Below are 12,183 nucleotides of genomic sequence, written 5' to 3' on the forward strand. Positions count from 1 at the left end.
GGCGCGCCAGCGCCGTGACAAGCCCCCGCCGGGCCGCAGGTATGCCATCGAGGGCAGCGGAACAGGGGCGCTGGGGGGTGCCCTCGTGCCCGCAGGGCACAGGGGGAGGAACTGCGCGAACAACCGCAAGCAGCCCGCAGACGCCTGCCAGCAATGCTTGGCACCCCGAGTCGCGGTGCTGCCGAGCCCCCCAAGCCGTGGCCGCGGCGCTGCCCCGGCGCCGCTGCCACTAGATTGGCTCCGTGCTCTCCCGTCTCACTCGCCCCCGCGCCATCGCCCTCAGCACCCTCCCCGTCATCGCGCTGCTCGCGGTCGCGGTCTTCGTGCCGTTGCCGTTCGTGATCGCCCAGCCGGGGACCACGGCCGACGTGCTCGGGGAGCAGGACGGCCAGCCGGTGATCTCGATCGAGGGCGCGCCCGTGCGCAAGACCAGCGGGCAACTGCGCATGACGACGATCGTGGCGACCGGACCGTCCACGGACGTGGACGTCCAGGACGTGGTGGACAGCTGGTTCCGCACGGACCGCGCGGTCCTGCCCCGGGAGTCCGTCTATCCCGCGGGCAAGTCCGACCGGCAGGTGGAGAAGATCAACCTGGAGGCGATGGAGGAGTCGCAGAACGACGCGGCCAAGGCGGCGCTCTCGTACCTCGACGAGGACCCCGCCAAGGTGAAGGTGTCCCTGCGGCTGGAGGACATCGGCGGGCCGAGCGCCGGGCTGCTGTTCTCGCTGGGGATCGTGGACAAGCTCGACGGCAACGGCGCCGGCGGCGACCTCACCGGGGGCCGTACCGTCGCCGGTACGGGCACGATCAGCCCGGACGGGAAGGTCGGTGAGGTCGGCGGGGTCTCCCTGAAGACGCAGGCCGCCAAGCGGGACGGCGCGACCGTCTTCCTGGTGCCCGAGGGGGAGTGCGCCGATGCCGACGCCGAGTTGCCGAAGGGGCTCCAGCTGATTCCCGTCACCACCCTGGACGGCGCGGTGGACGCGCTGCGGGCCCTCCAGAAGGGCGAGAAGGTCCCGTCCTGCTGAGCGGACCGTTCGCAGGGGCCCGTACGGATCCGTGAGGGCGGATCAGGCCGTGCGGGACCGCATCGGCCCGGCCTGCCGCTGCACCAGCCGCAGGCCCACCTCCACCAGGGCCCACCCCACGCGCACCTCCAGCGGCGGGCGCGGCGGGCGCAGCGCCCGGGCCCGCGCGGCCAGCGCCGCCGCCCGGGCCTCGCCCCGTAGCCGGGCGGCGCGTTCCGCGGCCAGGCGGAGCCGGAGTTCCGGATCGCCTTCGTGCATCATCCGACGCCTCCCGGTTCGTCCCGACGCCCCTCGCCCGGTGTTCCGTCCGGCCCGCCGCGGGGGAAGGCGTGCAGGTGCACCCGGAACTTCGCCGCGTCCGGCCCCGGGTCCTCGACGGGGTACTCCTCGATCAGGGCGTGCACCTTGTCCCTCAGGTCCAACGCCTGCGCGGGCGTCAGCCGCAGGGTGAAGTCGCTGAGGTCCGAGGCTCGCCGCCAGGCTTCGGGCCACTCGTGCGCGGTGCCCAGCCAGGTGCTGACCTCCTCGGTGTGGAGGGTGGCGATCTCGTGGATGAACAGGTCCGCCGCGCCCCGGACCGCGGGATCGGGGTCGGTGAACAGGGAGTGGTCGATGCTCGTGCCGGCCGTGGACGCCCGCCACCAGCGCTCGCGCCCCTTGCCGCGCTCGGGCGCGTCCTCGACGAAGCCGTGGGTGGCGAGCTGTCGCAGGTGGTAGCTGGTCGCCCCGCTCGACTCGCCGAGCTTCTCCGCGAGGCCGGAGGCGGTGGCGGGTCCGTCGTGGCGGAGCGAGGCCAGCAGTCGGATGCGCAGGGGGTGGGCGAGGCCGCGCAGCGACCGCGGGTTCAACGGCTGGTAGGCGCGCGGGTCCTCGGGGGCGTGGGGCGCGACGGGAGACGGTTCCGGAGCGGGGTGCTGTTCCGAGGCGGGGTGCTGTTCCGACATGATGCAAAGATAGCTTTGCATCCACCTCGTTGCAAAGATGTGTTGGCATGGATTCTCCGGGCGCCTCAGCCGGGCCCCGGCTCAGCCGCGGCCTGCTCCACCAGCGGGATGATCCGCAGCGGCACCGGGTTCTCCATCACGATCGCCGTGGACGCCCGGACGATCCCCTCGAACCCCACCACCCGGTCGATCACCCGCTGGAGGTCCGCGTTGGAGCGCGCCACCAGCCGGCACAGCATGTCGCCGTGCCCGGTCGTGGTGTGCAGCTCCAGCACCTCCGGCACGGACGCCAGATGACTGCGCACGTCCGGGCCCTGCCCCTGCTTGATCTCCAGCGTCGCGAACGCCGTCACCGGATAGCCGAGCGCCGCCGGGTCGACGTCCGGGCCGAAGCCCCGGATCACCCCGTGCGACCGCAGCCGGTCCAGCCGCGCCTGGACGGTGCCCCGGGCGACCCCGAGGCGCCGCGACGCCTCCAGGACGCCGATGCGGGGCTCGCGGGCCAGCAGCACGATGAGCCGGCCGTCCAAATGATCGATCGCCATACCCGCTCCCCGATGGTCACCATGTACAGAAGGGGCCACCATCGTGGACCCCGGGTGGACAGGTTGCCCAGAGGAACGACGAACTATTGCGCACCTTGTGGATCGGGTGGAGCCTGCAACCATGACTGAGACCATCGATCACCACCCCACCACCGCGCGCGAGGCCGACCCCTTCCCGGTGAAGGGAATGGACGCGGTCGTCTTCGCCGTCGGCAACGCCAAGCAGGCCGCCCACTACTACTCCACCGCCTTCGGGATGAAGCTCGTCGCCTACGCCGGGCCGGAGAACGGCAGCCGCGAGACGGCCAGTTACGTGTTGGAGAACGGCTCCGCCAGGTTCGTCCTCACCTCCGTCATCAAGCAGACCTCGGAGTGGGGCGCCTTCCTCGCCGAGCACGTCGCCGAGCACGGCGACGGCGTCGTGGACCTCGCCATCGAGGTCCCGGACGTCCGTGCCGCGTACGCCTACGCCACCGAGCACGGCGCCCGCGGCATCACCGAGCCGTACGAGCTGAAGGACGAGCACGGCACCGTCGTCCTCGCCGCGATCGCCACCTACGGCCAGACCCGGCACACCCTCGTCGAGCGCTCCGGTTACGACGGGCCGTACCTGCCCGGCTTCACCGCTACCGCCCCGATCGTCGAGCCGCCGGCCCGCCGCACCTTCCAGGCCATCGACCACTGCGTGGGCAACGTCGAACTCGGCCGGATGAACGAGTGGGTCGGCTTCTACAACAAGGTCATGGGCTTCACCAACATGAAGGAGTTCGTGGGCGACGACATCGCCACCGAGTACTCCGCCCTGATGTCGAAGGTCGTCGCCGACGGCACCCTGAAGGTGAAGTTCCCCATCAACGAGCCGGCGATCGCGAAGAAGAAGTCGCAGATCGACGAGTACCTGGAGTTCTACGGCGGCGCCGGCGTCCAGCACATCGCGCTCGCCACCAACGACATCGTCGCCTCGGTGCGGACCATGCGGGCCGCGGGCGTCCAGTTCCTCGACACCCCCGACTCGTACTACGACACCCTCGGCGAGTGGGCCGGCGAGACCCGGGTGCCGGTGGAGACCCTGCGGGAGCTGAAGATCCTCGTCGACCGCGACGAGGACGGCTATCTGTTGCAGATCTTCACCAAGCCCGTCCAGGACCGGCCGACGGTCTTCTTCGAGATGATCGAGCGACACGGCTCCATGGGCTTCGGCAAGGGCAACTTCAAGGCGCTGTTCGAGGCGATCGAGCGCGAGCAGGCCAAGCGCGGCAACCTCTGACGCCGTAGGGCGCACCGTCGTTGCGCGGACGGCCGGCGCGCACCGCGCCCGGCCGTCCGCGGCCCGACGCCGTGCGCACGGCCGGGCCGGCGGCCCATCACGCGGCCGTTCGCACGGAGTTGTCCACCGGAGTTATCCACAGGCCTGAGCGCGTGTTCGTTTCCGCTGCCTACCATCGTTGGCGTGTGCGCACATGTGATGATCGCCGAGGACGACGACAAACAGGCCGAGCTGGTCCGCCGCTACCTCCAGCGGGAGGGCCACACGGTCACGGTCGTGACGGACGGCCGCGCCGCCGTCGAGCAGGTCCGCCACCGGGCGCCGGACCTCCTCGTGCTCGACGTGATGATGCCCCGCACCGACGGGCTCGACGTGCTGCGCATCCTGCGGGCCGAGTCGTACGGACTCCCGGTGCTGATGCTCACCGCCCGCTCCACCGAGGACGACCTCCTGCTCGGGCTCGACCTCGGCGCCGACGACTACATGACGAAGCCGTACAGCCCGCGGGAGCTGATGGCCCGGGTGCGCACGCTGCTGCGCCGCACCGCGCCTCCCGTGGCGCCGGGTGCCGCAGCCGCCCCTGCCGCCGCCCCCGCCGAGGACCACCTGATCACCGTCGGCGCCCTCGTGATCGACCCCGAGCGGCACGAGATCACCCTGGACGGCACCGGAGTCGAGTGCACCCCGGGGGAGTTCCGCATCCTCAGCGCCATGGCCGCCGAGCCGGGCCGGGTCTTCACCCGCCAGCGCCTCCTCCAGGAGCTCCACGGCTACACCCGCTACATCGGCGACCGGACCGTGGACGTCCACGTGATGAACCTCCGCAAGAAGATCGAGCAGCAGCCGAAGAAGCCCCAACGGCTGCTCACGGTCTTCGGCGTGGGCTACAAGCTCGCCGATCCGGCGAAGGGGGCCGGCCGTGCGTCCTGACCGAGCCACCGCCACCAGTACCGCCACCAAGACCGCTACCGGTCCTGGGCGCGGGCGCCGGCTGCCCTTACGCAAGAGTTTGTTGGGCCGGCTGCTCGCCGTGTCCGCGCTCGTCGCCGTCTGCTCCGTCGCCGCGACCGCCTGGCTGGCCGCCCAGACCACCTCCGGCGCCATCAAGCGGGAACAGGGCAGGAACCTCACCAACGACGCCATGATCTACCGGACGCTCCTGGGCCACGCCGCGACCAACGCCCAGTGGGACGGCGTCCAGAGCCGCGTCACCGAGCTCGCCGAGAGGTACGACCGCCGGATCGCGCTCACCACCCGCTCCCGCGTCCCCATCGCGGACTCCGCGACCGAGGACGCACCCCCCGCGCTGCCCGAGAACGCCTCCGCCGTCATCGACCCCCTCAACACGGAAGCGGTGCTGGACCCGACCGCGGAGCAGGAGGCCGAGCAGGCGTCCCTCCGCGTCGGCAAGGCCGGGAGCGGGGCCGGCGCGCTGACCCCCGGCGGCATCGACGCCCGCGCCGTCGGCCCCTTCCGGCTGTCCGCAGAGGAGAGGACCCGGCTGGGCGCCCTCGCGGACACCGCCGTCAGCTGCCTGCGCGGCCGGTCCATCACGGCCGAACCCGTCGTCACCCCCAGCGGGCGCACCTGGGTGCGGGCCACCGGTTACGAGACCGGTGACCTCGGTGACCTCCGCGAACGGTGCGGACTCACACGGCTGGAAGCCCCCACCGACACCGAGAGCGCGGCGCTCAAGGCGCTCACCAAGCTCTCTGACGACTGCCTGAGCCGCAAGGGGCGCAAGGGCGTGCCGCTCCGGATGGAGTTCGGCTCCGGGCCGGACATGAAGATCGCGGTGCAGGGCCGGACCCCCCGGGAAGAAGTCCTGTTGGTGGCGCCGGTGGATCCGAAGGCCGCGCAGGTCGTTCCGCAGCCGGCCGAGTCGAAGAAGACGGACGAGAAGGGGGTGTACGAGAGGAAGGTCCAGGGCGTCGTGCGGCTGGACAGCGTCGTGGAGAACTGCGTCGACACCGCCCGCCGCGACCAACTCGGTTCGTTCGTGTCGTCCCCCGCGCTGCTGTTCATCAGCGACCCCGACGGTGCCGAGGTCCCCGGCTTCGACCTCTCCCGGGAGAACACCGCGCGCATCGCGGGCGCCGCAGCACTGGTGCTGGCGCTGACCGTGGGGGCGTCCGTCCTGGCCGCCACCCGTCTCGTCCGGCCGCTGCGGGCCCTCACCTCCGCCGCGCAGCGGATGAAGGACGGCGGGGACGCGGAGCCCGTGCCGGTCCGCGGGGACAACGAAATGGGCCGGCTTGCCGCCGCGTTCAACGACATGGCGGAGCACCGGGCCCGCCTCGAACACCAGCGCCGCGAGATGGTCGGCGACGTCGCGCACGAACTCCGCACGCCGCTGAGCACCATCCGGGGCTGGCTGGAGGGCGCGCAGGACGGGGTGGCGGACCTCGACCCGGCCTTCGTCTCCTCCCTCCTGGAGGAGGCCGTCCAGCTCCAGCACATCATCGACGACCTCCAGGACCTGGCCCAGGCGGACGCGGGCGAGTTGCGGCTGTCCCCGGTTCCGGTGCGGATCGACGAGTTGCTGCCGCAGGTCGCTTCGGCGCACGCGCCGCGCGCAGAGGCGGCGGGCGTCACGCTGACCGTGTCCGAAGCCGTGTCCGAAGCCGAAGCCGGCGTCGTCGAGAAGGCGGGGGAGTTGGCGGCCGACCCCGTCCGGCTGCGCCAGGCCGTCGACAACCTGGTCTCCAACGCCGTGCGTCACACCCCGCGCGGCGGCACGGTCACCCTGCGGGCGTACGAGGAGGGCGAGGGCGCGGGCCGGCGGGTGGCGATCGAGGTCTCCGACACCGGCAGCGGCATCGCGGCCGACGACCTCCCGTACGTCTTCGACCGCTTCTGGCGCGCGGACAAGTCCCGCAACAGGCGCACCGGCGGCAGCGGGCTCGGGCTGGCGATCGTCCGCAAGCTGGCGGAGGCGCACGGCGGGTCGGCGACGGCGGCCAGCCGGGTGGGGCAGGGGTCCGTCTTCACTTTGTGGATACCGGCCTTGCCCCGGGCTGACGGGGAGGACATCGGGACCTGACAGGATCCTCACAACTCCCCGCCAGCCTTGCGGTCATACGGTTCCGAACCTCTTCGGGACCCTCGGATAGGAGTCATCCGTATGACCGAAGCGTCTGTGCGCCGTCGTCGTCGCCCGTTGCGGGCCCTCGCCGTCACGGCCGTTGCCGTGGGCGCGGTGCTGGCGCCGGCCGGTGCCGCGTTCGCCGACGAGAAGCCGAAGCCGGTGCAGGACAAGGCCGCGAAGTGCATGCCCCTCAAGGAGAGCCGTGCGGCAGCGGTGAAGCCGGCCGACAAGGCGACCCTGTGCGCCGATCTGGCGAAGGACAAGGACGGGGCGGTCCGTGTGGTCACGCTGCCGCGCGGTGGCGTGGCAGCGGGGGAGCGGCCGGTGGCCGAGGCGGGTACGTCCGGCGGCGCGGGTGCGGGGACCGTCGTCGCGGCTTCGGCCGCGGGCACGGTGCTGCTGGCCGGTGCGGCCGTGTTCGTGCGCCGTCGCGGGGCGGGTCGCGCTGACGCGACTGCCTGACGTCGCGGCCGGAGGGGCGGGCCGTTTCGTCTGATGCGGCCCGCTCCTCCGGCCCGTGACGTGAGCGCCGCGGCCCTGCGGGCGCGTTGGCCTCCGTGACACGGTGCGCGACCGGCCACCCACCGCGCCGCAGACGCCATCACTGCACGTGCATCACGGCGCCGTCGTGCCTGCCGGGCCACGGTGTTGCCCCGAAGGGCGTGGGGAACCCGGTGCCCCTGATTTGCTCAGCCCCTTCTCCTGGAGCCTCCCATGCGTCGACCCTTCCCCTCTCGCCTCCGCACTCTCGTGCTCTGTGCGCTGCTCGTCGGCGTCGTGGCCGGGTGTTCGGGGGGCGGGAGCGGGGTTCGGGACGAGGGCGGGGGGCAGGTCGCCCAGGTGCAGGCGTCGGTCGGTGCCGTGGCGCCGTCCACGGCCCGGTCCCCGGACCCGGCCACGACGTCGGGCGCCGCCGAGCCCGTGCACGTCGCCATTCCCTCCATCGGGGTCAGGAGCGACCTCATGGAGTTGGGGCTCAACGACGACCGGACCGTCGAGGTGCCGCCCGCGGAGAAGGGGATGACCGCGGGGTGGTACACCGGGGGAGCCGTGCCCGGGCAGACAGGGGCCGGGGTGATCATCGGGCACAACGACACCCGGTACGGGCCCGCCGTCTTCCACGACCTCAAGAAGCTCGCGAAGGGCGCGGAGATCGAGGTGCGCGACGCCCGCGGGACGACGCGGACCTTCACGGTCACCGCGACCGAGACCGTGAAGAAGACCGCGTTCCCCACCGAGCGCGTCTACGGACCGACCTCGGGGCCCGAACTGCGACTCGTCACCTGCGACGGGGAGTTCGACGCCGAAGGACACCCGGTGGACAACCTGATCGTTTACGCCACCCTCTGACCCGTCGCGGTGCGGCGCTGCTGGTTCGCCGGCGTGCCGCCGGCGCCGCCCTGGCCCTCGCGGCCCGTCAGCTTGCGCGGACCGCCCTCCGGGGGCTCGCCCAGCGCCGTGAGCGCCGAGCGGGCGGCCGGGGCCAGCAGCGGGGAGAAGGACGGGTTCGTGCGCAGGGCCTCGCCGATGTGGCGGCGGGCGCCGCCGTACATCCCGAGGGAGCGTTCGATCTCGCCGCGGTGGTACGCGAAGAGCGCGCTGCGCGGCCCGTCCTTCATCGCCTTCACCAACTGCGGCAGGCCCTCCTTCGACCGCCCCGCCTTGTGCAGCGCCCACGCCAGCGCGTCGGCCGTCTCCGGGCTGCGCCGGCCCCCGTCCCACTCGGCCCGCAGCAGGCGCACCGCCTCCGCCGGGTCCCCGTGGTCCGTCTCGTACCGGGCCAGGGTCAGTCGGACGTTCACGCCCTGCGCCGCGGCCCGTTCCAGCAGGGCGCGCACCTGCTCGTAGAAGGCGGTCGCCTCCCCGTCGAGGTCCAGGGACTCCGCCAACTCACCCGCCTCCAGGGCGTACTCCGGCCGCGGTGCCTTCGTCAGCGCGGCGCGGTAGTCGCGCAGCGCCTCGTCCGTGCGGTCGAGGGCGGCGAGCGCCCGGGCCCGGGACGCGAGCGCGGGGTGCAGATCGGGGGCGAGCCGCAGCGCCGCGTCGTAGCTGGCAACCGCCTCCTGCGGCTCGCCCCGCTCCCACGACAGCTCGCCGAGCCGCCACAGTGCGTGCGCCCGCTCCGGGGCCCCGCGCGCCGCGCCGACCGCGTCGTACGCGCTCGCCGCCGCGTCCTCGCGCCAGCCGCGGTCGCGGTACACCCGGGCCGCCAGGCTGCGCGACTGCGCCCCGTCGTACAGGCTCTGCACCGACTCCAGCGACTTCTCGGCCGCCTTGTGGTCCCCGAGCCCGCTGTACGCGTCGACCAGCGCGCGGTGCACCGTCCACCGCCGCGGCTTCTGCTTGCGCGCCAGCGTCGCGTACTCCTTCGCCGCGACGAAGTCGTTGCGGGCGCCCGCGAGGACGGCGAGCCCCAGCAGCGCGTCGGTGTTGCCGCGCTCGCCGGGGAGCGCGGCGAGGGACCGTTTCAGCGCCTGCTCGGCCTTGCCGTACGCCGCCCAGTCCGCGGCCCGCACCGCCCGCTCCGTGTACGCGGAGCCCAGCGCCGCCCAGGACGCCTCGTCCTTCGGATGCTCCTTGAGCCAGGCGTGCCGGTCCGCGATCAGCGCGTCCAGCTCCGGCACCGACGCCGGCGCACCCGCCAGCGCGGCCGTCTCGGCGCGCGCCAGGGGGCCGGGCAGCGGCGGCGGGCCCTGCCGGTCCGTGCCGGGGAAGGCCAGCACCACTCCGGTGATCAGCGTCGCGGCCACCAGCGTGCCGACCGCGACGTTCTTCGCAGCTTCGCCCTTCATGACGATCACTGTGCGGCAGTCTGCGTACGGTACGACGATCATCCAGGTGGGCGGGGCACGGGTTCACACCGATGGCCGCCGGTGCGAGGCTGGACGCATGGACGAGCCCCTCGACCGGCCGCGTGGTGACGACCTCAACCTTGACGACCTCGGCGACCTCAACGGCCTCGGCGACGCCAGAGACGCCGACCGCGCCAAAGACGCCGACCACGCCGTGGACCTCGGCGACCTGCTCGACCGGCTGCGCGCCGGCCTCCCCGCCGAAGCCCTGATCACCGACCCGGACGTCACCGTCTCGTACGGACGGGACATGGCGAGCTTCTGCGCCGCCGGCACCCCCGCCGTCGTCGTCCTGCCGCGCACGGTCGAGCAGGTGCAGCACGTGCTGCGCACCGCGACCGCGCTGCGGGTCCCCGTCGTCCCGCAGGGCGCCCGCACCGGCCTGTCGGGCGCGGCGAACGCCACCGACGGCTGCATAGTGCTGTCGCTGGTCAAGATGGACCGCATCCTGGAGATCAGCCCGGTGGACCGGATCGCCGTCGTCGAGCCGGGCGTGGTGAACGCCGTGCTGTCGCGCGCGGTGGAGGAGCGCGGCCTGTCCTACCCGCCCGATCCCTCCAGCTGGGAGACCTGCACCATCGGCGGGAACATCGGCACCGCGTCCGGCGGCCTGTGCTGCGTCAAGTACGGGGTGACCGCGGAGTACGTCCTCGGCCTGGACGTCGTCCTCGCCGACGGCCGACTGCTGACCACCGGCCGGCGCACCGCGAAGGGCGTCGCCGGCTACGACCTGACCCGGCTGTTCGTGGGCTCCGAGGGCAGCCTGGGGGTGGTGGTGAAGGCGGTGCTGGCGCTGAAGCCCAAGCCGCCGCGGCAGTTGGTGCTCGCCGCCGAGTTCCCGAGCGCGGCGGCGGCCTGCGACGCCATCTGCGCGATCATGGCGCGCGGCCATGCGCCGTCGCTGCTGGAGCTGATGGACGCCACCACCGTCCGCGCCGTCAACGCGCTCGGCCGGACGGGCCTGCCGGAGACCACCGAGGCGCTGCTGCTGGCCGCGTTCGACACCCCCGACCCGACGGCGGACCTGGCCGCGGTCGGCGAGCTGTGCACGGCCGCCGGCGCCACCGGGGTCGTGCCCGCCGACACCGTCGCCGAGTCCGAACTCCTCCTCGCGGCACGGCGGACGGCGCTGACCGCGCTGGAGGCCGTGAAGTCGGCGACGATGATCGACGACGTGTGCGTACCGCGTTCCCGGCTGGGCGCGATGATCGACGGCACGGCCGCGATCGCCGAGAAGCACGGACTGACGATCGGGGTCTGCGCCCACGCAGGCGACGGCAACACCCACCCCGTCGTCTGCTTCGACCACACCGACCCGGACGAGACCCGGCGCGCCCGCGAGTCGTTCGACGAGATCATGGCGCTCGGACTGGAACTCGGCGGCACGATCACGGGGGAGCACGGGGTCGGGGTGCTGAAGAAGGAGTGGCTGGCGCGGGAGTTGGGGCCGGTGGGAGTGGAGTTGCAACGGGGCATCAAACGGACCTTCGACCCCCTGGGCATCCTGAACCCGGGCAAGGTGTTCTGAAACCCGTGTGCTGACCCGCACCGCCCCGCGGCAGGCCGGCCCCCGCGGCCCGACCTGCCGCCGACCGGCCCGGGCGTCGATCAGACCCAGGCGCCGGCCGCCGCCGCGTCCGCAGCGAACGCCGCGAAGTCGCGCGGCTGCCGCCCCAACGCCTCCTGCACCCCCGTGGACAGGTGCGCGTCCAGGCCGCGCCGCACCGGCGAGAGGATCTCCACGTACCCCTCGGCGTCCCCCCGCGACCACCCCCGCGCGGTCATCTCGGCCACGAAGTCCACCGGTGCCACCGGCGCGTAGCGCACCGTGCGCCCCGATACCGCGGAGATCTCCGCGGCCACCTCGCCCAGGGTCAGCGCCCGCGGCCCGGACAGCTCGTACGTGCGTCCCGCGTGCCCGTCCTCGGTGAGCGCGGCCACCGCGACCGCCGCGATGTCCTCCGCGTCCACGAACGACGCGGCGCCGTCCCCGCCGGGCAGCTTCAGCTCCCCCGAGCGCACCGCGTCCAGGAAGAACCCCTCGCTGAAGTTCTGCGCGAACCACCCCGGCCGCACCACGGTCCACTCCGGCGAACGCGTCGCCCGGACCGCCGCCTCCCCGTCGACGTGCGTCCGCGCCGCCGGCTGCGACAGGTCCATGTACCCCGGCGCGTCCACGCCGCGCCCCGACAGCAGGACGATCCGCCGCACCCCGCGCTCTTCGGCCCGCGCCAAGAACGGTCGGGTGAGCAGGGCGCCGTCGAACGGTACGAGATAGACGGCGTCGACGCCGTCGAGCACCGCGTCCCAGGTGGCGGCGGACTCCCAGTCGAAGCGCGGATCGGCCGAGCGCGAACCGATCCGGACGGAGTGCCCCAGCTCCCCCAACTGGCGGGCGACGCGGCGGCCGGTGGTGCCCGTGCCACCGAGGACGAGGATGGTGTGCTGTGTCATGC

The 12,183-nt window shown here is 73.2% G+C and carries 12 protein-coding genes; 7 read left to right on the forward strand and 5 right to left on the reverse strand.

The window, feature by feature from the left end:
* Positions 1–242: 242 nt before the first annotated feature.
* The gene (locus AB0E05_RS12330; protein WP_361962170.1) at positions 243–1,031 is read left to right on the forward strand and encodes a S16 family serine protease; all 789 of its coding nucleotides are present in this window, start codon (positions 243–245) and stop codon (positions 1,029–1,031) included.
* Between the two features lie 42 nt (positions 1,032–1,073).
* Here AB0E05_RS12330 and AB0E05_RS12335 read toward each other — a convergent pair whose 3' ends face one another.
* The 3 genes from AB0E05_RS12335 to AB0E05_RS12345 all read right to left on the reverse strand — a co-directional run bounded on the left by AB0E05_RS12335 (position 1,074) and on the right by AB0E05_RS12345 (position 2,520).
* Positions 1,074–1,292 (reverse strand): hypothetical protein, encoded by a 219-nt coding sequence (locus AB0E05_RS12335; RefSeq protein WP_361962172.1) that lies wholly within the window; start codon positions 1,290–1,292, stop codon positions 1,074–1,076.
* A complete protein-coding gene (locus tag AB0E05_RS12340; RefSeq protein ID WP_361962174.1) occupies positions 1,289–1,975 on the reverse strand; it encodes a winged helix-turn-helix domain-containing protein in 687 nt (228 codons plus the stop codon). The genes AB0E05_RS12335 and AB0E05_RS12340 overlap by 4 nt, the downstream gene beginning before the upstream one ends.
* A gap of 65 nt (positions 1,976–2,040) precedes the next feature.
* Positions 2,041–2,520 carry an Lrp/AsnC family transcriptional regulator gene (locus AB0E05_RS12345; protein ID WP_361962176.1) on the reverse strand — a complete coding sequence of 160 codons (480 nt, stop codon included), beginning with the start codon at positions 2,518–2,520 and terminating at the stop codon, positions 2,041–2,043.
* A gap of 121 nt (positions 2,521–2,641) precedes the next feature.
* Between AB0E05_RS12345 and hppD the strand changes: the two genes are divergently transcribed.
* The 5 genes from hppD to AB0E05_RS12370 all read left to right on the forward strand — a co-directional run bounded on the left by hppD (position 2,642) and on the right by AB0E05_RS12370 (position 8,225).
* Positions 2,642–3,787 (forward strand): 4-hydroxyphenylpyruvate dioxygenase, encoded by a 1,146-nt coding sequence (hppD, locus tag AB0E05_RS12350; RefSeq protein WP_361962178.1) that lies wholly within the window; start codon positions 2,642–2,644, stop codon positions 3,785–3,787.
* A 183-nt stretch (positions 3,788–3,970) separates the two neighbouring features.
* A complete protein-coding gene (locus tag AB0E05_RS12355) occupies positions 3,971–4,717 on the forward strand; it encodes a response regulator transcription factor (protein WP_361962180.1) in 747 nt (248 codons plus the stop codon).
* On the forward strand, positions 4,707–6,830 hold the full coding sequence (locus tag AB0E05_RS12360) for a HAMP domain-containing sensor histidine kinase (protein ID WP_361962182.1): 2,124 nt from the start codon (positions 4,707–4,709) through the stop codon (positions 6,828–6,830). Before AB0E05_RS12355 ends, AB0E05_RS12360 begins: the two co-directional genes overlap by 11 nt.
* Before the next feature lie 81 nt (positions 6,831–6,911).
* Complete coding sequence (locus AB0E05_RS12365; protein ID WP_361962184.1) at positions 6,912–7,337, forward strand: hypothetical protein; 426 nt, start codon at positions 6,912–6,914, stop codon at positions 7,335–7,337.
* A 252-nt stretch (positions 7,338–7,589) separates the two neighbouring features.
* Positions 7,590–8,225: a class F sortase gene (locus AB0E05_RS12370; protein ID WP_361962186.1), complete on the forward strand. Its 636-nt coding sequence runs from the start codon at positions 7,590–7,592 to the stop codon at positions 8,223–8,225.
* On the opposite strand, the gene AB0E05_RS12375 is transcribed toward AB0E05_RS12370, so the two are convergent.
* Positions 8,210–9,667, reverse strand: coding sequence for a tetratricopeptide repeat protein (locus tag AB0E05_RS12375; RefSeq protein WP_361962188.1), 1,458 nt, complete (start codon positions 9,665–9,667; stop codon positions 8,210–8,212). The genes AB0E05_RS12370 and AB0E05_RS12375 overlap by 16 nt on opposite strands.
* A 97-nt stretch (positions 9,668–9,764) precedes the next feature.
* Here AB0E05_RS12375 and AB0E05_RS12380 point away from each other — a divergent pair, with 97 nt between their 5' ends.
* Positions 9,765–11,255, forward strand: coding sequence for an FAD-linked oxidase C-terminal domain-containing protein (locus AB0E05_RS12380; protein WP_361962190.1), 1,491 nt, complete (start codon positions 9,765–9,767; stop codon positions 11,253–11,255).
* 80 nt (positions 11,256–11,335) lie between these two features.
* Here the strand turns inward: AB0E05_RS12380 and AB0E05_RS12385 are convergent, their stop codons facing one another.
* Complete coding sequence (locus tag AB0E05_RS12385) at positions 11,336–12,181, reverse strand: NAD(P)H-binding protein (RefSeq protein ID WP_361962192.1); 846 nt, start codon at positions 12,179–12,181, stop codon at positions 11,336–11,338.
* Between the last annotated feature and the right edge of the window lie 2 nt (positions 12,182–12,183).

The sequence above is a fragment of the Streptomyces sp. NPDC048057 genome (genome assembly GCF_040653095.1).
GTDB lineage: Bacteria > Actinomycetota > Actinomycetes > Streptomycetales > Streptomycetaceae > Streptomyces.